Source organism: Nocardioides sp. NPDC101246, assembly GCF_044767415.1.
Taxonomy (GTDB): Bacteria; Actinomycetota; Actinomycetes; order Propionibacteriales; family Nocardioidaceae; genus Nocardioides.
The window spans coordinates 460,202-480,158 of sequence record NZ_JBIWNX010000001.1 but is presented as its reverse complement, the minus strand read 5'-3'; the positions used below and the strand labels follow the sequence as shown (position 1 = coordinate 480,158).

Annotated in this window: 20 protein-coding genes; 7 read left to right on the top strand and 13 right to left on the bottom strand. The window is 70.8% G+C overall.

Features of this window, described 5'->3' with window-relative positions:
* Nucleotides 1–43: 43 nt before the first annotated feature.
* The 6 genes from ACIRON_RS02290 to ACIRON_RS02265 are packed head-to-tail and all read right to left on the bottom strand — an operon-like array spanning nt 44 to nt 5,495.
* The gene (locus ACIRON_RS02290; protein WP_402988405.1) at nt 44–793 is read right to left on the bottom strand and encodes a CoA-transferase subunit beta; all 750 of its coding nucleotides are present in this window, start codon (nt 791–793) and stop codon (nt 44–46) included.
* Entirely contained in the window at nt 790–1,620 is an 831-nt protein-coding gene (locus ACIRON_RS02285; protein WP_402988402.1) for a CoA transferase subunit A, read from the bottom strand. The genes ACIRON_RS02290 and ACIRON_RS02285 overlap by 4 nt, the downstream gene beginning before the upstream one ends.
* Entirely contained in the window at nt 1,617–2,570 is a 954-nt protein-coding gene (locus ACIRON_RS02280; RefSeq protein ID WP_402988399.1) for an acyl-CoA dehydrogenase family protein, read from the bottom strand. The genes ACIRON_RS02285 and ACIRON_RS02280 overlap by 4 nt, the downstream gene beginning before the upstream one ends.
* The gene (locus ACIRON_RS02275; RefSeq protein ID WP_402988396.1) at nt 2,567–3,541 is read right to left on the bottom strand and encodes an acyl-CoA dehydrogenase family protein; all 975 of its coding nucleotides are present in this window, start codon (nt 3,539–3,541) and stop codon (nt 2,567–2,569) included. The genes ACIRON_RS02280 and ACIRON_RS02275 overlap by 4 nt, the downstream gene beginning before the upstream one ends.
* Nucleotides 3,538–4,668, bottom strand: coding sequence for an acyl-CoA dehydrogenase family protein (locus ACIRON_RS02270; protein ID WP_402988393.1), 1,131 nt, complete (start codon nt 4,666–4,668; stop codon nt 3,538–3,540). The genes ACIRON_RS02275 and ACIRON_RS02270 overlap by 4 nt, the downstream gene beginning before the upstream one ends.
* Nucleotides 4,665–5,495: an enoyl-CoA hydratase gene (locus ACIRON_RS02265; protein WP_402988390.1), complete on the bottom strand. Its 831-nt coding sequence runs from the start codon at nt 5,493–5,495 to the stop codon at nt 4,665–4,667. Before ACIRON_RS02265 ends, ACIRON_RS02270 begins: the two co-directional genes overlap by 4 nt.
* A 47-nt stretch (nt 5,496–5,542) precedes the next feature.
* On the opposite strand from ACIRON_RS02265, the gene ACIRON_RS02260 reads away from it, so the two are divergent.
* From ACIRON_RS02260 to ACIRON_RS02250, 3 genes are read left to right on the top strand one after another with little or no spacing between them, the layout of a single operon-like run.
* Entirely contained in the window at nt 5,543–6,733 is a 1,191-nt protein-coding gene (locus ACIRON_RS02260; RefSeq protein WP_402988387.1) for an acyl-CoA dehydrogenase family protein, read from the top strand.
* Nucleotides 6,730–7,524 carry an SDR family oxidoreductase gene (locus ACIRON_RS02255; protein ID WP_402988384.1) on the top strand — a complete coding sequence of 265 codons (795 nt, stop codon included), beginning with the start codon at nt 6,730–6,732 and terminating at the stop codon, nt 7,522–7,524. Before ACIRON_RS02260 ends, ACIRON_RS02255 begins: the two co-directional genes overlap by 4 nt.
* A 29-nt stretch (nt 7,525–7,553) precedes the next feature.
* Entirely contained in the window at nt 7,554–8,702 is a 1,149-nt protein-coding gene (locus ACIRON_RS02250) for an acetyl-CoA C-acetyltransferase (protein ID WP_402988382.1), read from the top strand.
* Between the two features lie 69 nt (nt 8,703–8,771).
* On the opposite strand, the gene yidC is transcribed toward ACIRON_RS02250, so the two are convergent.
* The 5 genes from yidC to ACIRON_RS02225 all read right to left on the bottom strand — a co-directional run bounded on the left by yidC (nt 8,772) and on the right by ACIRON_RS02225 (nt 12,508).
* The gene (gene yidC / locus ACIRON_RS02245) at nt 8,772–9,584 is read right to left on the bottom strand and encodes a membrane protein insertase YidC (protein ID WP_402988379.1); all 813 of its coding nucleotides are present in this window, start codon (nt 9,582–9,584) and stop codon (nt 8,772–8,774) included.
* A 56-nt stretch (nt 9,585–9,640) separates the two neighbouring features.
* Nucleotides 9,641–9,928, bottom strand: coding sequence for a hypothetical protein (locus ACIRON_RS02240; protein WP_402988376.1), 288 nt, complete (start codon nt 9,926–9,928; stop codon nt 9,641–9,643).
* A 35-nt stretch (nt 9,929–9,963) separates the two neighbouring features.
* Nucleotides 9,964–10,533 (bottom strand): GNAT family N-acetyltransferase, encoded by a 570-nt coding sequence (locus ACIRON_RS02235; RefSeq protein ID WP_402988373.1) that lies wholly within the window; start codon nt 10,531–10,533, stop codon nt 9,964–9,966.
* 16 nt (nt 10,534–10,549) lie between these two features.
* Nucleotides 10,550–11,620, bottom strand: coding sequence for an NAD(P)H-dependent flavin oxidoreductase (locus ACIRON_RS02230; protein WP_402988370.1), 1,071 nt, complete (start codon nt 11,618–11,620; stop codon nt 10,550–10,552).
* Between the two features lie 144 nt (nt 11,621–11,764).
* Entirely contained in the window at nt 11,765–12,508 is a 744-nt protein-coding gene (locus tag ACIRON_RS02225; RefSeq protein WP_402988367.1) for an enoyl-CoA hydratase family protein, read from the bottom strand.
* Between the two features lie 80 nt (nt 12,509–12,588).
* On the opposite strand from ACIRON_RS02225, the gene ACIRON_RS02220 reads away from it, so the two are divergent.
* Nucleotides 12,589–13,470 (top strand): SDR family oxidoreductase, encoded by an 882-nt coding sequence (locus ACIRON_RS02220; RefSeq protein ID WP_402988364.1) that lies wholly within the window; start codon nt 12,589–12,591, stop codon nt 13,468–13,470.
* 78 nt (nt 13,471–13,548) lie between these two features.
* Here the strand turns inward: ACIRON_RS02220 and bla are convergent, their stop codons facing one another.
* The gene (gene bla, locus ACIRON_RS02215; protein ID WP_402988361.1) at nt 13,549–14,424 is read right to left on the bottom strand and encodes a class A beta-lactamase; all 876 of its coding nucleotides are present in this window, start codon (nt 14,422–14,424) and stop codon (nt 13,549–13,551) included.
* Nucleotides 14,425–14,532: 108 nt separating this feature from the next.
* On the opposite strand from bla, the gene ACIRON_RS02210 reads away from it, so the two are divergent.
* The 3 genes from ACIRON_RS02210 to ACIRON_RS02200 all read left to right on the top strand — a co-directional run bounded on the left by ACIRON_RS02210 (nt 14,533) and on the right by ACIRON_RS02200 (nt 17,776).
* On the top strand, nt 14,533–15,396 hold the full coding sequence (locus ACIRON_RS02210) for a LysR family transcriptional regulator (protein WP_402988358.1): 864 nt from the start codon (nt 14,533–14,535) through the stop codon (nt 15,394–15,396).
* Nucleotides 15,393–16,316: a serine hydrolase gene (locus ACIRON_RS02205; RefSeq protein WP_402988355.1), complete on the top strand. Its 924-nt coding sequence runs from the start codon at nt 15,393–15,395 to the stop codon at nt 16,314–16,316. The genes ACIRON_RS02210 and ACIRON_RS02205 overlap by 4 nt, the downstream gene beginning before the upstream one ends.
* Nucleotides 16,317–16,474: 158 nt before the next feature.
* Nucleotides 16,475–17,776, top strand: a complete 1,302-nt coding sequence (locus ACIRON_RS02200) for an MFS transporter (protein WP_402988352.1) — start codon at nt 16,475–16,477, stop codon at nt 17,774–17,776.
* 10 nt (nt 17,777–17,786) lie between these two features.
* Here ACIRON_RS02200 and ACIRON_RS02195 read toward each other — a convergent pair whose 3' ends face one another.
* On the bottom strand, nt 17,787–19,844 hold the full coding sequence (locus ACIRON_RS02195) for an acyltransferase family protein (protein WP_402988349.1): 2,058 nt from the start codon (nt 19,842–19,844) through the stop codon (nt 17,787–17,789).
* Nucleotides 19,845–19,957 lie beyond the last annotated feature (113 nt).

Sequence of the window (19,957 nt, the reverse complement as noted above, 5' to 3'; positions counted from 1 at the left end):
GCCGCAGGCGGCCTCGCGGCTCGACCAGCGGGGCGAGCGGGGCTTACGGGACCTCTTTGAAGCGGAGGCCCTTGGGGTCTTCCGCCTCGATGATGGCCAGCTCCTCGGGCGTCGGCTCGCGGGTGAGGGGCGCGTTCGAGGCGTCGATCTCGAAGCCGGTGGCTTCCTGGAGCTCCTCGGGGGTGACGCCGGGGTGGATCGAGTCGACCTTGACGAGACCGGCGTCGTCGTAGCCGAAGACCGCGAGGTTGGTGACGATGACGCCGAGGTCGTGGAAGCGCCCGGCGGTGCCGGTGGCGCGGTCGTTGCCGACGCCACTGGCGACGTCGACGCGGTCGACGAAGATCCGGGCGGAGTGCTTGGCGACCCAGTAGTCGACGCGGTGGTTGACGGTGTTGCCCGGGGCGCCGCGTACGCCGATCAGCTGGCGCTTCGGCTGGCGCCAGTCGCCGATCGAGGAGATGTTCTGGTTGCCGTGGCGGTCGATCTGGCTGGCGCCCATCATCGAGTGCCGGCGGCCGCTGGCGACGATGTCGAAGATGCTGCGGAACGGGACCCAGGCCTCGGGGGTGCCGCCGGCCGCCGCGGTCTTCAGCAGCGGCGGAGCCTCGGACATCATGAACGCCTCGCCGTCGCTGAGCGCGAGCTCGGGGGTGTGGGTGGCCTTGGCCAGGCGTACGCCGATGGCCGGGACGATCCCGACCGCGTGGGCGAGCACCTCGCCGGAGCCCTTGAAGGCGTCGGAGACGGCGGCGACGCAGATGTCTGCTCGGCTGATCGTCTGCAGGGTCACAGGTAACGCTCCTCGAACTCGGTCCAGGCGTTGTCGGTCTCGGGGTCGGCCTTGGCCGCGGCGACGTACGCCTTCTGGAACTCTTCGTCGCGGCCGTAGTCGGGCTCGCAGGTGGTGAAATGGGCGCCGCCGGGGGCTTCGACGACGTGGTTGACGAAGATCCGGGGGACCAGGAGGGTCTGCGGCGGGGCCTTGGCGGTCAGGTCGTCGGTGGAGACGACCTGCTCGACCGACATGATCGTGGTGTCGGCGGCCATCGCGAAGAGGTCGTCGAAGTAGGGATCCGGACCGAGGTACTGGCCGTTGCCGGCCGCGTCGGCGCGGTTGAGGTGGATCAGCGAGACGTCGAGGCGGAGGCCGGGGACGGCGACGTACTCCTCGTCGTCGTAGGGCGACTTCACCGTCTTGAGGTCGGGGTTCATCGCCATCACGTCGCTGCCGAGGCCGGCGCGGATCGGCTGGAAGGAGAGTCGGTTCGCGCCCGCGCGCAGACCGGCGACGAACATGCCCTCGTCGTACTCGCTCGTCTCCGGGATCTCGCCCCGCTCGCGGGCGCGGGTGAAGTTGGGGTCGAGCGGGATCGAGTCGAGGCTGACGAAGCCGTAGACCAGCTTGCGGATCCTGCCGGCGCGAGCCAGCAGGCCGACGTCGGGGCCGCCGAACGCGACCACCGTGAGGTCGGTGACGTCGCTGCGGAGGATCTCCTTGACCAGCGCCATCGGCTTGCGGCGCGAGCCCCAGCCGCCGATCCCGATGGTCATCCCGGACTCGAGCTTGCTGGCGACGTCGGACAGCGGGAGTGTCTTGTCGAGAGGGGTCTTGTTCACGTGTCTCCTCGGAAGAGCTGGGCGGTGGCGTGAGCGCGCTTGAAGTAGAGGTGGGCGTCGTGCTCCCAGGTGATCGCCACCCCACCGTGGAGCTGGATCATCTCGGCCGCGACCTGCGAGAACGCATCCGAGCACCAGGTCTTTGCGGCGTGGATGAGCTGTCGGTCCGGTGTGGGCTGGGTCAGCTCCCAGGCCGCCGCCCAGCTCATCGTCCGGGCCGTCTCGACCTGGACCAGCAGGTCGGCGCAGCGGTGCTTCAGCGCCTGGAACGAGCCCAGCGGGCGGCCGAACTGATGGCGCTCCTTGAGGTAGCCGACCGTACGCTCCAGCGCCTCGCGCGCGGCCCCGGCCTGCAGGGCGGTCATCATGGTGGCGCCGACGGTGGTGACGTACGCGGGATCGACCGTGCCGAGGGGGCCGCCGGGGTCGTCGACGGTGACCGTCGCGAACCGCCAGGTCGGGTCCATGGCCGGGGTCGGGGTGACTGTGGCGGTCGACGGATCCACCGCGTGGACCTGGTCGCCGCGCAGCACGAGAAGGATCTCCGCGCCGGACGCGTCGATGACGAGATCTGATCCCGGGGCCACGACCGCGGCGGTGGCCCCGCCGGCGATGCGCTCGAGGAGCGCGCCGGCCTCGGGCGTCCCGGCGGCGGTCAGGATCTGGGTCGCCAGCAGGGTGCCGACGAACGGCGAGGGTGTGAGCGCGGCGCCGAGCTCCTCGAGGACGAGATGGGCCTCGATGTAGGAGCAGCCGACCCCTCCGTACGTCTCGGGGATCGCCAGCGCGGTCACCCCGATCTGCTCGGAGAGCGTCTGCCACAGAGCGGTGTCGTAGCCCTCGGGCGTCGCGATCGCCGCCCGCAGGTCCATGGTCGTGGAGCGCTTGGCGATCGCGGTGTGAACCGTCGCCACCAGGTCGGTCTGCTCCTCGGTGAGCGCGAACCTCATCGGCACTCCACCAGGGACTCGAGGATCCGGGCGCGGTGGTCTGCGGGCGTGCCCCAGGCGCCGACGAGCGCGCGGACCTTGAGGATCCACAGGCTCAGGTCGAACTCGCGGGTGTAGCCGATCGCGCCGTGGACCTGGAGCGCGGTACGCGAGGCGAGGTACGCCGCATCCCCTGCCGCCACCTTCGCCGCCGAGACCGCCCGCGCCGCTGTCGGCACCTCCGCGTCGATCTCGACCGCCGCGTTGTGGACCAGCGGCGCCGCGAAGTCCAGGGCGACGCGTACGTCGGCGAGCAGGTGCTTCACCGCCTGGAACTCGCCGATCGGCCGCCCGAACTGCGTCCGCTGCTTCACGTAGGCCACCGTGTCGTCGAGCAGCCTCAGGCCTGCGCCGAGGAGCTGGGCCGAGCAGGCGAGTGTGCCGAGATCCCGGGCACTGGAAGGGTCGATCCGAGCGGTGATCGGATACCCCGCTGACATGATGAACAGACGTCGTTGTGGATCGACCGAAGGCTTGAGAGCGTCCGGGGTCAGTTCGACGACTATGTCATCGAAGACGCCATAAGCCTTGGCTGCAATGTCGGCGTCGAGAGCGTAGGGCCCACCGGGCGCGGCAACGGTGACGATGGTTTCGCCAGACGCCACCTGACTGAGGATCGCACTGTCGTCCGACCCTTCGAGTAGAGCCGGTGCTACAGCGGCCGCTTCGATCCACGGTCCAGGGACGCCGTGATATCCGAGCCGCTCGAACGCGACGGTCAGATCGACAGGGGTCGCTCCCACGCCCCCGTGCTCCTCCGGCACGAGCAGCCCGGTGACACCGAGCTCGGCGAGCCGCTGCCACAGCTTGAGCCCGGCGGAGTGATCACCGGCTGCCCAGGCGCGTGCGGCCGCGGGGACCTCCGCGGCGCCGAGCAGGTCGTCGAGTGCTTCGGAGAAGGCATGCTGCTCCGGCGTACGTCCGAATCTCATCGGCCACCCCTCGGCAGGCCGAGCACGCGCTCGGCGACGATGTTGCGCTGGATCTGGTTGGTGCCGGCGTAGATCGGGCCGGAGAGGGAGAAGAGATAGTCGTCGACCCACGGACCGGAGAGCTCGGCGTCGGCGCCGAGCAGCGAGAGCGCGGTCTCGTGCAGCGAGAGGTCGAGGTCGGACCACCACAGCTTGTTGATCGAGCCCTCGGCGCCGACGGAGCCGCCGGCCTCGACATGGGTGACGGTGCCCCAGGTGTAGAGGCGGTAGGCCTCGGCGCCGATCCAGGCGTCGACGACCTGGTCGCGCAGATGCGGCTGCGGGTCGGTCTGCCACAGGTCGAGAAGACGGTCGGCGGCGGCGCAGAACCGACCCGGGGAGCGCAGGGACAGCCCCCGCTCGTTCCCCGCGGTCGACATCGCGACCTTCCAGCCGTCGCCGACGCCACCGAGCACGTCCTCGTCTGCCACGAAGACGTCGTCGAAGAAGATCTCCGCGAACCCCGGCGTACCGTCGAGCTGGTCGATCGGGCGGACCGTGACGCCGTCGGCGTCGAGCGGGAAGAGGAAGTACGTCAGGCCGCGATGCCGCTCCGCGGACGGGTCCGAGCGGAAGAGCCCGAAGCCACGGTCGGCGAACGGCGCCCGGCTGCTCCAGGTCTTCTGGCCGTTGAGCTTCCAGCCGCCCTCGACCCGGGTCGCGGAGGCGCGCAAGGACGCCAGGTCGGACCCCGCCTCGGGCTCCGACCACGCCTGCGCCCAGACCAGGGTGCCGTCGGTCATGTCGCGGAGGTAGCGCTCCTTCTGGGCCTCGGTCCCGTGCCCGAAGATGATCGGCGCGAGCAGCGAGATGCCGTTCTGGCTGATCCTGGTCGGGGCGCCGGCGAGGTAGTACTCCTCCTCGAAGACGACCCACTCGGTCAACGAGGCGTCCCGGCCGCCGTAGATCTCGGGCCAGGTGACCACCGACCAGCGTCCGGAGGCCAGCGTCCGCTCCCACTCCCGGTGAGCCGCGGCGCCCTCGGCGGTGTCCATCGACGGCAGTCGGCCGGGGTTGTTGGCGGCCAGCCACTCGCGCGCCTCGAGGCGGAAGGCCTCCTCGGCTTCGGTGAATTCCAGCGTCGTCACTTCTTCATCGACCTCGCGTCCATGCCTGCGAGCGAGTCCTTGCCGACCTCGGCGTTGTGGGCGTGGGCGGCGTGGTGGAGGCCGAAGACCGAGTCCATCCCGGCGCGCATGCCCATCAGGTCCTCGGCCTGGTTGACAGCCTTCTTGGCCAGCGCGAGCCCGAGGCGCGGCATCTCGGCGATCCGCCCCGCGAGCGCGAGCGTCTCGGACTCGAGGTCGTCGCGGGGTACGACGTGGTTGACCATGCCCCAGGTCTCCGCCTGAGCAGCGGAGAAGCGGCCGCCGGTGAAGAGCATCTCCTTGGCGGCGCGGGGGTTGGTGACCCACGGGTGGGCGAAGTACTCGACCCCGGGGATGCCCATCTTGACCACCGGGTCGGAGAAGAAGGCGTCGTCGGAGGCGACGATGAAGTCGCAGGACCAGGCCAGCATCAGGCCACCGGCTATGCAGGCTCCCTGCACCATCGCGATCGTCGGCTTCGGCAGCTCACGCCAGCGCCGGCACATGCCCAGGTAGACCTCGGACTCGCGCGCGAAGCGGGAGTCGACGCCCTCCTTGCCGACGTGGTCCCACCACATCACGGCCTTGCGCTCGAAGCTCTCGTCGATGTCGCGGCCCGGCGTGCCGATGTCGTGGCCGGCGCAGAAGTGCTTGCCGTTGCCGCCGAGGACGATCACCTTGATCTCGTCGTCGTTGGTCGCTCGCGTGAAGGCCTCGTCGAGTGCGTAGGTCACCTTCGAGTTCTGGGCGTTGCGGTATTCGGGGCGGTTCAGCCGCACCACCGCGACGGGTCCGTGGGTCTCGTACGTCACGACGTCCTCGCTCATGCCGCAGACGCTACCAAACAAGTGCTTGGTTTGGTAGGTTGTCCGGCATGGACCTGACCTACTCCGCCGAGGACGAGGCCTTCCGTGCAGAGGTGCGCGAGTGGCTGGCCGACCATCTGGTCGGCGAGTGGGCCGCGCTGCGCGGCACCGGCGGGAACGGCCGCGACCACGAGTCGTACGAGGGCCGGCTGGCGTGGAACCGCTATCTGGCCGAGCACGGCTGGACGTGTCTCGGCTGGCCCGAGGAGCACGGCGGACGAGGGCTGCCGCTGTTCCAGCAGGTGATCTTCCACGAGGAGTACGCCCGGGCGGACGCCCCGGTGCGGATCAACCATCTCGGCGAGGAGCTGCTCGGGCCCACCTTGATCGCGCACGGAACCGACGCCCAGAAGGCGCGGTTCCTGCCGAAGATCGTGGCCGTGGAGGAGCTGTGGTGCCAGGGCTACTCCGAGCCCGGCGCGGGCTCCGACCTGGCCGGAGTCCGGACCCGGGCAACGCTGGACGGCGACCGGTGGGTCGTCGACGGCCAGAAGGTCTGGACGTCGAACGCCCACCTCTCCGACTGGTGCTTCGTGGTGTGCCGCACCGAACCGGGATCGTCACGGCATCACGGGCTGTCCTATCTGCTCGTGCCGATGGCGCAGCCCGGCGTCGACGTACGCCCGATCGAGCAGCTCACCGGCACCTCCGAGTTCAACGAGGTCTTCTTCGACGGCGCCGTCACCGACGCGGTCCTGGTGGTCGGCGAGCCGGGAGACGGCTGGAAGGTCGCGATGGCGACCCTCGGGTTCGAGCGCGGGGTCTCCACGATCGGCCAGCAGGTCGGGTTCGCGCGCGAGCTGGAGACGGTCGAGGAGGCCGCGCGGGCGAACGGCGCCATCGACGACCCCGGCATCGCCTCCCGACTCAGCCAGGCCCACGTCGGGCTCGAGGTGCTCCGGCTGCACGCGCTGCGGACCCTCTCCGCGTACGACTCCGGCTCCTCCGGCCCCGAGGCGAGCGTCTCCAAGCTGCTCTGGGCCCGGTGGCACCGCGACCTCGGCGAGCTGGCGATGGACGTCGTCGGGCTCGCCGGGCTGACCACCGGCGAGGACTACGCCCTCGACCGGCTCCAGTCCCTCTACCTCTTCTCCCGCGCCGACACGATCTACGGCGGCTCGGACGAGATCCAACGCAACATCATCGCCGAGCGCGTGCTCGGCCTGCCCAGAGAACCCCGCAGAGAGGCCCGTGCATGAAGCCGGAACAGCCAACCCCCGCGTACGTCCCCGGCCACTCGCTCCTGGAGGGCCGGGTCGTCGTCGTGACCGCGGCTGCCGGTGCGGGCATCGGTGCCGCCGTCGTACGGAAGGTGCTCGAGGAGGGCGCCAAGGCGGTCGTCATGTCGGACACCCACGAGCGGCGGCTCAAGGAGTCGTGCGATGCCCTGGCTGAGGAGTTCGGGGCTGACCGGATCACCGCCGTGACCTGCGACGTCACGCAGGAGGACCAGGTCCAGGCGCTGCTCGACGCGGCCGAGCCGTACGGCGGTGTCGACGTGATGATCAACAACGCCGGTCTCGGCGGGACCGCGTCGGTGCTGGAGATGACCGACGACCAGTGGGGGAAGGTCCTCGACATCACGCTCACCGGGACGTTCCGGTGCATCCGGGCCGTCGGGCAGCGGTTCGTGGCCGCCGGGAAGCGTGGCGTGATCGTCAACAATGCCTCCGTGATCGGCTGGCGCGCGCAGGAGGGGCAGGCGCACTACGCCGCGGCCAAGGCCGGAGTGATGGCGCTGACCCGCTCCGCCGCCGCGGATCTGGCGCCGCACGGGATCCGTGTCAACGCGGTCTCGCCCTCGCTCGCCATGCACCCGTTCCTGGAGAAGGTCACCTCGCCCGAGCTGCTCGTCGAGCTCAAGGGCCGCGAGGCGTTCGGCCGCGCCGCCGAACCGTGGGAGGTAGCCAACGTCATGGTCTTCCTGGCCAGCGACTACTCGTCCTACATGACCGGCGAGGTCGTCTCGGTGAGCAGCCAACATGCCTAGCCCCGCGAGCCCGATCGAAGGAGCAACCCGTGCCTGAAGCGTTCATCATCGACGCAGTCCGTACCCCTGTCGGGAAGCGCGGAGGTGCGCTCGCCGGCATCCACCCGGCCGACCTCGGCGCCCACTCGCTGGCCGCGCTCGTCGACCGCACCGGGATCGACCCGGGGGCCGTCGACGACGTGATCATGGGCTGCTGCGACACCATCGGCGGCCAGGCCGGCGACGTCGCGCGGACCGCATGGCTGGTCGCCGGGCTGCCCGACCATGTGCCGGGCGTGACCATCGACCGGCAGTGCGGGTCCTCGCAGCAGGCGGTGCATTTCGCCGCTCAGGGCGTCATGTCCGGGACCCAGGACCTGGTGGTCGCGGGTGGGCTGCAGAACATGTCCGCGATCCCGATCTCGGCGGCGATGCTGGTGGGTCAGCAATATGGGTTCACGACCCCGTTCGCCGAGTCGCCCGGTTGGGTGAAGCGCTACGGCGACCAGGAGGTCTCCCAGTTCCGCTCCGCGGAGATGATCGCCGAGAAGTGGGACGTCTCGCGCGAGGACATGGAGGCCTACGCGCTCGCCTCCCACCAGCGCGCCAAGACCGCGATCGCCGAGAGACGTTTCGACCGGGAGATCGTGCCGGTCGCCGACTTCGCCGTCGACCAGTGTCCCCGCGAGACCTCGCTGGAGAAGATGGCCTCCCTGGAGCCGCTCGCTCCCGGTGGGCGGATCACCGCGGCCGTCGCCTCGCAGATCTGCGACGCCTCCTCGGCCCTGCTGGTCGCCTCCGCTCAGGCCGTACGCACCTTCGGCCTGACCCCGCGAGCCCGGATCCATCACCTCTCCGTGCGCGGCGACGACCCGGTCTGGATGCTCACCGGGCCGATCGAGGCCACCCGGCACGCCCTGGCCAAGACGGGTCTCTCGGTCGACGACATCGACCTGTTCGAGTGCAACGAGGCCTTCGCCTCCGTCGTCCTGGCGTGGATGAAGGAGCTCGACGTCCCCCACGAGAAGGTCAACGTGAACGGCGGCGGCATCGCCCTCGGCCACCCCATCGGCGCCACCGGCGCCCGCCTGATGACCACCCTGCTCAACGAGCTCGAGCGCACCGGTGGCCGCTACGGTCTGCAGACGATGTGCGAGGGCGGCGGCCAGGCGAACGTCACCATCATCGAGCGGCTCTGAGGATCGCAGTTGTGAAGCTGAGAGTGGTCTATAGGTCACTCTGAGCTTCACAACTCCCGGACCGGACGCTCAGGCCGGCTGCAGCCTGAGCGTTCGGCGCTCTGCCGCGGGGGAGCCGGGGGTGGGGAACCAGCGGTGGATGACGGCGGCCTGGCCGGCGGTCCACAGTCCGCTGATGACCCAGTAGACCAGCAGGGCGAGCGGGACGCTGCTGCCGGCCAGGAGCATGCCGCCGGCGGAGATGACCGGCATCATCTCCTGGATCCGGATCATCGACTCGGGCATGTCGGCACGCACCATGTTGGGCAGGACCCACAGCCGCTGGCTGAGGTAGCTGACCACGGCGGCGGTGGCGGCGAGGCCGAGGGTGATCACCAGATGGCTCGTGTCACCGGAGAGGTAGCCGTGCCCGGTCAGCGGCGCGCCCAGGAAGGTCGCCTGCCCGAGCGAGGCGACGAGCGAGTCGCTCATCGCGCCGACCGGGTTGCTCCGGCTGACGTCGGAGAGCAGGTGGTAGAGCGCCAGGAAGATCGGCAGCTGGGCGAAGGCGGCGAGCATCGCGAAGCGGGGTACGCCGTGCTCCTCGTTGATCTTTCGACGCTCCTCCATCATCGCCATCATGTCGGCCTGGCTCGCGCTGCCGGACGAGTTCTTCTTGGCGTACTTCTTGGTCAGAGCCTGCATCTGTGGACGGGCGCGGGCGGCGGCGTGGGCGGTACGTACGCCGCGGATCGTCAACGGCAGGAGGGCGAGCCTGACCAGGACGACGACGGCGGCGATGGCCAGCAGCCAGCTGGCGTTGTCGCCCGCGAAGGACAGGACGTGGTGGGCGCCGGCGAGGACGGCCGCGAGGGCGTGCGACAAGGGGGCGAGAACGGACATGGGTGTGCTCCTGAGGTGAGTGGGTAGGTCTGACGGGCTCGCTGGTGGGCGAGTGGTCAGACCTGCTCAGGGGCGCGCGGACGGCGCGGGGAGCACACCGGGTCGGTGACCCGGGCAGCAAGATGGTGAGGTCCGTCGGATCCGTCCGGCGGGACCGTCGAACGTGCCCTGACCAGGGCGAACGCGCTGACGTTGTGGAGCGCTCCGACGGCGACGGCCGCGAGCGCGGTCGAGACGGCGATGGTGAGCAGCGCCTGCTCGGGATCGACGCTCATCAGCGCCGGGAGCATGAGGGTGAAAAGTGCGACGAGCGCGATGCGTACGCGGCTCGTCTCGGTCTTCACGACTCACACTGTACCGATCGTGGTCAACCAGCGCCTCATCTCAGGTCACGGCGCATCAGCACGCGCGGGTGGCCGGCGAGGACCGAGGTGGTGTCGGCGGCCCAGGAGAATCCCGCGGCCTCGAAGTTCTTGCGGATCCCGGCGTACGCCATGGTCAGGTCGACCTTGGCGCCCTGGTTGTCGAGCGGGTAGGCCTCGATGGCAGGGGCGCCGCGGTCGCGCGCGAAGTCGACGGCACCCTCGATGAGCGTGTGCGAGATGCCCGTGCCGCGGTGGCCCGGCCGGACCCGGGTGCACCACAGCGACCAGACCGGGAGGTCGTCGACGTGCGGGATCTTCCGGTTGCGGGCGAAGGACGTGTCGGCGCGCGGAGCGACGGCGGCCCAGCCGACGGGCTCCTCGCCGTCGTAGGCGAGCACGCCGAGCGGGCCCTGCTCGAGCAGGCCGCGTACGTGCTCCCCGCGCGCCGGCCCGTGCAACTCGTTGTTGAGCTTCGACGGGATCCGGTAGCTCAGGCACCAGCACACGCTGGCGTCGGGGCGTTTGGGGCCGAGAAGAGCGCGTACGTCCTCGAACACCGTCGCCGGGCGAACCTCGATGGCCATGGGTCCACCCTGAGGCTCAGGCGCGGGTCGCGTCCAGGTGTTTGAGGCGGTCGGCGGCCTGGGCGACGATGCGGTCGACCAGCTCCTCGCAGGTGGGGAGGTCGTCGAGGAGGCCGACGACCTGGCCGCTGGAGAGCATCCCGGCGTTCGTGTCGCCCTCGACGAGGCCGGCACGGAGCAGCATCGGGGTGTTGGCGGCGAGCACGACCTCGGCCCAGGTGCGGTCGCCGCCGTGGACCATCGCTCGGCCGTCCTTGATCAGGGTGCGCCAGGGGAGGCCGGACATCTGCTGGAACTGCCGCGTGCGCTTGAGCGTGCGCAGCAGCTTCGCGGTGATGCCCTCCTTCTCGAGCGTGTCGATGAACTCGGTGCGGAGCAGGCGGTGCGGCATGCCGTCGGCCTTGGTGGTCACGACGGTGCCGTCGAGGCCGAAGCTCAGGTAGCGCCGCCGGACGTCCTCGGGGACGGCCGAGTCGGCGGTGAGCAGGAAGCGCGTGCCCATGCCGATCCCGGCGGCGCCGTAGGCCATGGCCGCGGCGAGTCCGCGGCCGTCGAAGAAACCGCCCGCGGCGACGACGGGGATGTCGACGGCGTCCAGGACGCTGGGGAGGAGCAGGGTGGTCGGGACCGCGCCGGTGTGACCGCCGCCTTCGCCGCCCTGGATCATCACCATGTCGGCGCCCCAGCCCGCCACCTTCTTGGCGTGCTTGGCCGCGCCGATCGAGGGCATCACGACGATGTCGTGTTCCTTGAGCTTGCTGATCAGCTCGGGCTTGGGGGCCAGCGCGAAGCTCGCGACCTTCACGTCGTGGTCGATCAGGAGGCGGCAGCGGTCAGGGGCGTCCGAGGCGTCGGCGCGCAGGTTGACCCCGAACGGCCTGTCGGTGCGGCCCTTGACCTCGACGATCGCCTTCTCCAGCTCGTCGAGGGTCATCGTGGCCGAGGCCAGGATGCCGAGCGCGCCCGCGTTGGCGGTCGCGGAGACGAGCCGCGGGCCGGCGACCCAGCCCATCCCGGTCTGCACGATGGGGTGGGTGACCCCGGTCAGCTCGGTCAGCGGCGTACGAAATGTCTGTGCGGTGCTCATCGGGTCTCCTGATCTTGCCGAGTCGGCGCAAACTGACGAGATCCAGCGTCGAGTCGGCTCGTCATGACGAGCCGACTCGACCGAGGAATCGGTCAGAACGGGCCGAGTCGGGCGGGTTTCGTGTCAGGACGAGCCGAGTGGGCATCACTTGCCGTCCTTCACGAAGGCGTCGCGGCGCTCGTCGGCCACGCCGGCGAGGTTGAGCTCGTAGGTGAAGCCCTGCTCGAAGCGGTAGGAGGCGTTCACGTCGACCGGGTCGATGCCATTGAGCGCGGCCTTGGCGGCGCGGATGACCTGCGGGTCCTTGGCGGCGACCTGTCGTGCGATGTCCATCGCGGTCGCATCGAGCTCGTCGCGCGGGACCACGGCGTGGACCGATCCCAGCTCGTGCAGGCGCTGGGCGGTGATGGTCTGGGCGGTGAAGTAGAGCGTACGCAGCATGTGCTGCGGCACCAGCCGGCTCAGGTGGGTGGCGGCTCCGAGGGCTCCGCGGTCGACCTCGGGTACGCCGAAGAAGGCGTCGTCGCTGGCCACGATCGTGTCCGCGTTGCCGACCAGACCGACGCCTCCGCCGAGGCAGAAGCCGTTGACCGCGGCGATCACCGGGACCGGGCACTCGTAGATCGCCTTGAACGCCGCGTAGCAGCCGCGGTTGGCGCCGAGGATGCCCTCGAACCCCTCGATCTGCTGCATCTCCTTGATGTCGACGCCGGCGTTGAATCCCTTGCCCTCGGCGCGCAGGATCACGACTCGTGCGCCCTGGTCGGCGGCGGTCGTGACGGCGTCGGCGACCTCGAACCAGCCCTTGACCGGCAGCGCGTTCACCGGTGGGTGGTTCATCGTGACGACGGCGATCTGCTCGTCGGTGAACTCGGTGGAGATGCCCATGGTCCGTTCCTAACCTAGCGATTGCTTGGTAGCCTAGCAGTTGCTTGGTTTCTGAACGCAAGACTGAAAGGGACGCCACCATGGCTCGACTGCTCGAAGGCCGGATCGCGATCGTCACCGGAGCGGGGCGAGGCATCGGCCGGGCGCACGCTCTCGAGCTCGCCCGTCACGGGGCGAAGGTGGTCGTCAACGACTTCGGCGTCTCGCTCGCGGGCGAAGGCACCGGCGAGTCGCCCGCATCCCAGGTGGTCGACGAGATCGTCTCCGCAGGTGGGCAGGCGGTGGCCAACGCCGCCGATGTGGCCGACTTCGCGCAGGCCGAGGCGATGGTGCGACAGGCCATCGAGACGTACGGGGGCCTGGACATCCTCGTCAACAACGCCGGTTTCGTACGCGACCGGATGCTCGTCAACACCTCCGAGGAGGAATGGGACTCGGTCATCCGGGTGCACCTGAAGGGACACTTCGCGACGCTGCGGCACGCGGGTGCGTACTGGCGGGCCGAGTCGAAGGCCGGGCGCCAGCGGGATGCCCGGGTCATCAACACCTCGTCCGGCGCGGGCCTGCAGGGCTCGATCGGACAGGGCACCTACTCGGCGGCCAAGGCCGGGATCGCCGGGCTGACCCTGGTCGCCGCCGCCGAGATGGTGCGGTACGGCGTCACCGTCAACGCGATCGCACCGGTCGCCAAGACCCGGATGACCGAGGGTGCCTTCGACACCTCCGCGATGGCGCTCCCCGAGGACAACTCACCCATCGTCGCCTGGCTGGCCTCCGAGGACGCCCGCGACGTCACCGGCCGGGTCATCGAGATCGACGGCCCGCAGATCACCGTCGAGAACGGCTGGGCCCACGGCCCTTCCGCCGATGCCGGTGCGCGCTGGGAAGCCGCAGAGGTCGGCCCCGCGCTCCGCAAGCTGCTCGGTGAGGCCCCGGTCCCCGAGAACGTCTACGGAGCCTGACCCGCCGAGACGTCAGGTACGTCGGTCGAGTTGGCAGTTCAGTGCCCACTCGACCGACGCGGGTGACGCCTCGGCAGGTCAGCCGAGCTCCGCGCAGACGGTCGCCGCGATGTCCGCGAGCGGGACGTCGAGCGGCTCGGCGGCGGGGTCGTCGGAGCGGGTGAGGGCGGCGATGACGATCGGGGCGCCGTCAGGGGTCCAGGTGACACCGACGTCGTTCCTCGACGCGTAGTCACCACCGCCGGTCTTGTCGGCGAGTCGCCAGCCGGCGGGAACCCCGGCGCCGAACCTCGTGACGGTTGACTGGTTGGCCAGCATCCAGGTGATCAGCTGGTCCCGGTCGGCGCGGTCGAGGGCGTTGCCGAGCACGAGCTTGGTGTAGGTCTGTGCGATCGCCCGGGGTGAGGTGGTGTCGCGCGGGTCGCCCGGGACGGCGCTGTTGAGGTCGGGCTCCCAGCGGTCGAGCCGGGTCACGGTGTCGCCGAGGGACCGGGCGAACCGGGTGATGCCGGTGGGACCGCCCACCAGATGGAGCAGCTCGTTGGCCGCGGTGTTGTCGGACCGCGTCATCGTCGCCTCGGCGAGCTGTGCGACGGTCAGGCCGTTGCGGACGGTGAGCGAGGTGACCGGTGAGTTGACGACGATGTCGGCGGCGTCCCAGGTCAGGCGCTGCCGGAGCGTACGCGCAGGGTGATCGCGCAGGATCGAGGCCGCGAGCAGGGTCTTGAAGGTCGACAGCATCGGGAAGCGCTCCTCGGCGCGGTGCTCGATGACGCGGCCGGTCCGCATGTTCTTCGCCCAGACGCCGAGGTGACGCTGATGCTTCTGCTCGAGTGCTGCGATCGAGGGGCTGTCGGCGGCGTACGCCACGGAGCTGACTCCGGTTGCGGCGACGGCGACCGCCGTGGCGGCTCCGCCCAGGACGGCACGGCGGCTGAGGATCGGTGTGGTCATGTCGAGCATCGTGACGCCGCCGAGCAGACGCCGTCCAAGGACGATCCGGCATGCACGTATGCATCGCCGACATGGGACGAGGTGGGGCCGATCAGCCATCCTGTAGGCGTGGACCTACTGCTTCACCTGCGCGGCTTCGCCGCCGTCGCGGACGAGATGAGCGTCTCCGAGGCCGCCATCGAGCTGGGCGTCGACCAGCCGCTCCTCAGCCGTCGCCTGCGTGCTCTCGAGCGGGAGCTCGGGGTGGAGCTGCTCGACCGCACCCGGCGCCAGATCGCCCTCACCCCGGCCGGCACCGCGCTGCTGCCGCGGGCCAGGCACCTGCTCGACCAGGCCGACCATCTGCTGCGGAGCATTCGCCGGCACGACCGGGAGAGCTTCGTTGTCGCGGTGCCGCCCGGCGGCGATCCTGCGCCTCTCGCGCGGTTGGTCGCGCTGCTGGAGGCGGAAGGCGTCGACGTACGCCTCGCGAGCGACAGCGACGAGACCCCGGAGTCGGCCGCCTGGACGGTCGAGGCGTGCGACCCGGATGCGGCCACCTGGCTCACCCCGCTCGGCGCGGCCACCGCTCCCGGGACCGCCCGGGGGCCGGTGTCGTTGAGCTCGCTGCGCCCCCGTCGAGGCGGGGAACGTACGCAGCTGCTGGCCCTCCCACGAGACCTCGACGACCCCGCCGGCCGGCTGCGCCGGCTCGCGGATCGCGCCGGCATCGGGCCGGCCACGCTGCGTCGCGCCCCGCACCAGCTCGCCGTGGCCGAGACGATGGCGGGGCGCGCGAGCCTGGTCTGCGCGCGGCACGAGGCGGTGACGTACGGACTGAGCTGGTCGCCCTTCAGCGACCCGGTGCCGCGCGGTCACCGGCTGGTCGAGCAGCTACCGCCGCCCGGACCACTGGCGGCCGGCCCGGTGCGGGAGCAGGCGCTCGCCCTGCTCGGCGCGTGCGTCGGCGCACCCGAGGACGGGCGCGGATGAGTCCGCTCGTCGGCAGCGACCGAGGCCTGATCGACCTCGCCGAGGCGACCGCAGAGCGCTTCCGGGAGCTCCGGGTCCGGATCGCCTTCCTCGCCCGCGACATCGACACCGGCCACCAGGTCGGGGTCGGCGTCGACCGGCCGATGCCGCTGGCCTCGGTGGCGAAGGTCCCGCTGGCACTGGTCGTGGCGGACCGGATCGCCCGCGGCGAGATCGACGGCGGCGCGATGGTGACGCTGACCGCGGCGGAGCGGAGCTACGGGCCGTACGGCATCTCGGCGTTCACCCACGACGCGACCTGCTCGGTCGCCGACCTGATGCTGATGATGCTCGGCCTCAGCGACAACGCCGCCGCTGACGCGCTCTTCGACAGGGTCTCGCCGCGCGAGGTCGACGAGCAGCTCGCCGAGTGGGGCGTGGATGGGTTGCGGGTGCGGCACCGGATGCAGCCGATGTACGACTACGCCACCCGCGTCGCCGGTCCCGACTTCGCCCTCGCGACCCAGCTCGCGGTCGAGGGTCGTCGGCCGGGCGGCCGGCACGTCATCGACTCGCTCGACGTCGAGCGCGCGACGGTCGGCTCTCCGCGCGCCTGCGTCGACCTGCTCGAGCGCGTCTGGCGCGACGAGGTCGCCAAGCCCGAGGCGACCGAGCTGGTACGCCGGCTGATGGGCAAGCAGGTCTTCACCCATCGGATCGCCGCCGACCTGCTCGCCGACGACATTCACCTCGCCGGTAAGACCGGCGGGTTCCTCACCCTGCGGCACGAGATCGCCGTGGTCACCCACCCCGCCGGCCGTGTCGCCATCGCCGTGCTCACCGACTCCGACCGCACCGCCCGGATCCAGAACGACGTCGACCTCGCCATCGCCGCGACCGCCCGCGACGCCGTCGAAGCCCTCGCCTCCCGCCACCCCTGAGCGAGCCGTCACCCACGTCGCCCGAGACGTCGCTCCCGTCGGCCGAGGTGGCACACCGCTGCCACCTCGGCCGACGCGCCTGACGCCTCGGCCGACCGGGGCGACGCCTCGGCAAAAACCAGATGGCAACCACCCGTTCTCGGTGGTGGAATTGGCCGGTGCCCGCCCTGCCCGGATTCATCAACAACCTCATCCCGCCGACGCCGCTGTCGAAGCGTCTGGCGACCCAGTCGCTGCTCTTCGCGGCGGGGGACGGGACGTTCAACACCGCGGCGGCGTTCTACCTGGTCGCCTTCGTCGGCCTGACCCCGGCGCAGATCGGTGTGGGGCTGACGGTCGCCGGGATCGCGAGCTTCCTCACCGCCTACCCGATGGGCCGGCTGGCCGACTTCATCGGCCCGAAGCGGATCTGGGCGATCAGCGCTCTGCTCAGTGCGCTGATGTTCGCGACGATGCCGTTCATCCACGGTTTCTGGGCCTACCTCGCGGTCATCGTCGTCTTCGAGGTGGTCAACAACGCGGGTGGCGCCGGCCGGAATGCGTACGTCCTCGATGTGCTCCCCGACAAGGAGCGGGTCGAGACGCAGGCGTTCATGTACTCCAGCCTCAACCTCGGCTTCACCATCGGTGCCCTGATCGCCGGCGTCGCGCTCGCGCTGGACACCGACACGGTCCTCAAGTGGGGCGTGCCGTTCTTCGCGCTGCTCATCGGGATCGCCAACTCCGTCTGGATCACCCGGCTGCCGAGGGCGCCTCACGACGAGCGCCGCGCGGCCGGCGAGGTCACCGAGAAGCTGCCCGGCCCCGGCGCGCTGCGCAACGTCGGCTGGCTCCTGGTGACCACCTTCACCGGCACGCTGTGGAGCAACCAGGTGCTGCTGCACACCGTGATCCCGCTGTGGCTGGTCGAATACACCGACTCCCCGCGCTGGCTGCTGGCCTGGCTCTTCGCGACCAACACGGTGCTGTGCATCATCCTCCCGGCCTACACGTCGAAGGGTGTGCGCAACGTACGCGACGCGTTGCGCCGGGTGTGGTGGAGCAGCGGGTTCTTCGTCGCCGCCTGCGCGATCACGCTGGTCACCCACGACACCCGCGGGTTCCTCACCATCTTCCTGGTCTGGCTCGGCCACGTCGCCGTGACCGGCGCCGAGCTGGCCATCGGCTCCGCCTCGTGGGCTTTCCAGGCCGAGCTCATGGACCCCGACCGAAGGGGTGAGTACGAGGGTGTCGCCGGCATCGGCCGCCAGCTCGGCGGCGCCTGGGCGCCGGCCCTGTTCACCTTCCTCGCGATGGGCTGGCACCCCGACTTCTACAGCGGCGCCGGCTGGATCGTGATCGGCGTCATCGTCGTCGTCGCTGCCGCCGCCATGGGGCCCTCGACCAGGTTGGCCGTACGTTTCAAGCAGACCCACTTCCCGCGCGAGGACGAGCCCGATCCCGAGCCGGCGGCCGCCTAGCTCGGCACGATCAGCGCAGGATCGTCGCGATCCGGTCGCCGAGATAGGGGGCGAGGGTGGCGGCGTAGAGCGGCGAGACGTGGAAGCCGTCCTGGTAGACCTCCAGGTTCCCGACGACGGGTGAGCAGGTGTCGGGCTCGCAGAAGTAGTCGGTGAGGTCGACGCGATGAGCGTTCGAGGTCAGTCGAACCGCGCCGGCGCTGCCGTCGTCGCGTACGATCCGGTGCCGGTCGCGCGCACAGGCCGACCCCGCGGCGAGGCCGGCGTCATCGACGCACGGCTGGACCACGCGCGCGAACCGGGTCGTGCTGCCCTCGAAGATGGGGCTGTCCCGGATCGCGATGACCGGCACCGACGGGTCCGGCCGGCTCGCCCAGGCCTCGGCAAGACCATGACTGAGCGCCTCGCCGGGCGTCTCGTCACCCCGCGACTCCACCGAGATCTGGCTGGAGTGGATGACGAGGTACGCGTCGATCCCGGGCTCCTCGGAGAGATACGTCGCGAGCCGTGACTTCCACTGCCTGCACAGCTCGACCGTCGTCGCAGGAGCCCCGACGCGGTCCCGGGCGTTCCAGTGGCAGCCGGCGCGGCTGGCGACGTCGATGCGCCAGCCGCGCCGCTCGGCGATCTCACGGTAGGCGGGGACGAGCTGGTGGTTGTGCGAGTCGCCGATCGCGAGGAGGCGACGGGAGTAGCCCCGTGAGGGCCCGAGCGTGCACACCTTGAACCGCACCGGCCGCTCCTTGTTGGACCAGCAGCTCGACCCGTCGGGCGCCTGGTAGCCGAGACTGGCGTCGAGCAGCCGGTCCGGACCCTCGCAGCCGGCGGTCGCGGGATCCAGGGCGGCCGCGCCGATGCAGCCGGCGTACGTCTTCGCCGCCGCGACGGCGGCCGCCCTCGCCGCGGTGTCCTGGCGCTCGACAACGGTGGCGCCCGCGATCGTCGTGCCCGCGACCAGCGAGAGCACGACCGGGATCGCCACGAGGCGACCGACGCCGGAGCTGTGCGGTCCGAGGGGCGCCCCGAAACGCGTGACCGGCACCTCGACGTACCGGTGGGTGAGCCAGGCCAGGGCCACCGAGGCCGAGAGCACGACGACCGCGGCGAGGAGCGTGGTCCGGGTGGCGTACGTCCAGCTCAGCCACGCCACGAGCAGCGGCCAGTGCCACAGGTAGAGCGGGAAGGAGATGTCCGCGACGAACCGCAGCGGCCTCACCGCGAGGAGCCGCTGCGGCCCCCGGCGGTGCGGGGACCCCGACCCGATCACCACCAGCAGCGCCCCGCCGACCGGCCACAGCGCCCACGGCCCGGGGAAGAGCGCGGCGCCGTCGAGCACGAACCCCGAGCTCGCGACGAGCAGCAGCCCGACCCAGGCGAGCACCGGGCGCACGGCCCCCGGCGGGCGCAGACGATCGAGCCCGAGCGCCAGCAGCGCACCGGCGCCGAGCTCCCAGAAGCGTGCCCCGGTGTGGAAGTACGCCACCTGCTGGTCGGCCATCCCGAGTCGCCAGGCGAAGACGAACGACGCGACCGTCGCCACCGCCACGACCGCCGCCAGCGCCACCCGGAGCCGCGCCCGCGCGAGCCACCAGATCCCCAGCACGACCACCGGCCAGACCAGCAGGAACTGCCCCTGCACCGCCAGCGACCAGAAGTGCTGCAGCGGGCTGGCGCTCGGCCCGGCCGCCCCGTAGGCGAGCTGGGAGCGGATCATCTCCCAGTTCAGGACGTACGCCGCCGACGCCGCGATCTCCCGCAGCGTCGAGCCCCACATCGACCGCGGCATGACCGTCACCATCAGCACCGCCGTCCCGGCGAGCACGACCAGCGTGGGAGCCGAGAGCCGCAGGAACGTACGCCCGTAGTGGTCGGCCAGGCGCAGCTCGGAGGCCGTGACCCGGCGGACGAGCGATCGGGTCGCCAGGAACCCGGTCAGCGCCAGGAAGACGTCGACGCCGCCGGAGACCCGGCCGTTGCCGAAGAGGTGGAAGACCACCACCAGCGCCAGCGCCAGCCCCCGCAGCCCGTGGATCTCGGCGATCCGTCGGGGCCGATGAGCGTCAGGCATCGCGTCAGGCTAGGTCGGGTCGGTGACGCCGGGAAGACGCCCAGATGAAGCCGAGTTGGCGCATCTTGACCGAAAGTGACGCCGAGTCGGCTCGTCGTCACCGAGATTCCCGC

Excerpts from the sequence above, each read along its gene's own strand:
- ACIRON_RS02280 (WP_402988399.1), bottom strand. The coding sequence starts at position 2,570 with ATGAGGTTCGCGCTCACCGAGGAGCAGACCGACCTGGTGGCGACGGTT.
- ACIRON_RS02275 (WP_402988396.1), bottom strand. The coding sequence starts at position 3,541 with ATGAGATTCGGACGTACGCCGGAGCAGCATGCCTTCTCCGAAGCACTC.
- ACIRON_RS02265 (WP_402988390.1), bottom strand. The coding sequence starts at position 5,495 with ATGAGCGAGGACGTCGTGACGTACGAGACCCACGGACCCGTCGCGGTG.
- ACIRON_RS02260 (WP_402988387.1), top strand. The coding sequence starts at position 5,543 with ATGGACCTGACCTACTCCGCCGAGGACGAGGCCTTCCGTGCAGAGGTG.
- ACIRON_RS02255 (WP_402988384.1), top strand. The coding sequence starts at position 6,730 with ATGAAGCCGGAACAGCCAACCCCCGCGTACGTCCCCGGCCACTCGCTC.
- yidC (WP_402988379.1), bottom strand. The coding sequence starts at position 9,584 with ATGTCCGTTCTCGCCCCCTTGTCGCACGCCCTCGCGGCCGTCCTCGCC.
- ACIRON_RS02235 (WP_402988373.1), bottom strand. The coding sequence starts at position 10,533 with ATGGCCATCGAGGTTCGCCCGGCGACGGTGTTCGAGGACGTACGCGCT.
- ACIRON_RS02230 (WP_402988370.1), bottom strand. The coding sequence starts at position 11,620 with ATGAGCACCGCACAGACATTTCGTACGCCGCTGACCGAGCTGACCGGG.
- ACIRON_RS02225 (WP_402988367.1), bottom strand. The coding sequence starts at position 12,508 with ATGGGCATCTCCACCGAGTTCACCGACGAGCAGATCGCCGTCGTCACG.
- ACIRON_RS02220 (WP_402988364.1), top strand. The coding sequence starts at position 12,589 with ATGGCTCGACTGCTCGAAGGCCGGATCGCGATCGTCACCGGAGCGGGG.
- bla (WP_402988361.1), bottom strand. The coding sequence starts at position 14,424 with ATGACCACACCGATCCTCAGCCGCCGTGCCGTCCTGGGCGGAGCCGCC.
- ACIRON_RS02205 (WP_402988355.1), top strand. The coding sequence starts at position 15,393 with ATGAGTCCGCTCGTCGGCAGCGACCGAGGCCTGATCGACCTCGCCGAG.
- ACIRON_RS02195 (WP_402988349.1), bottom strand. The coding sequence starts at position 19,844 with ATGCCTGACGCTCATCGGCCCCGACGGATCGCCGAGATCCACGGGCTG.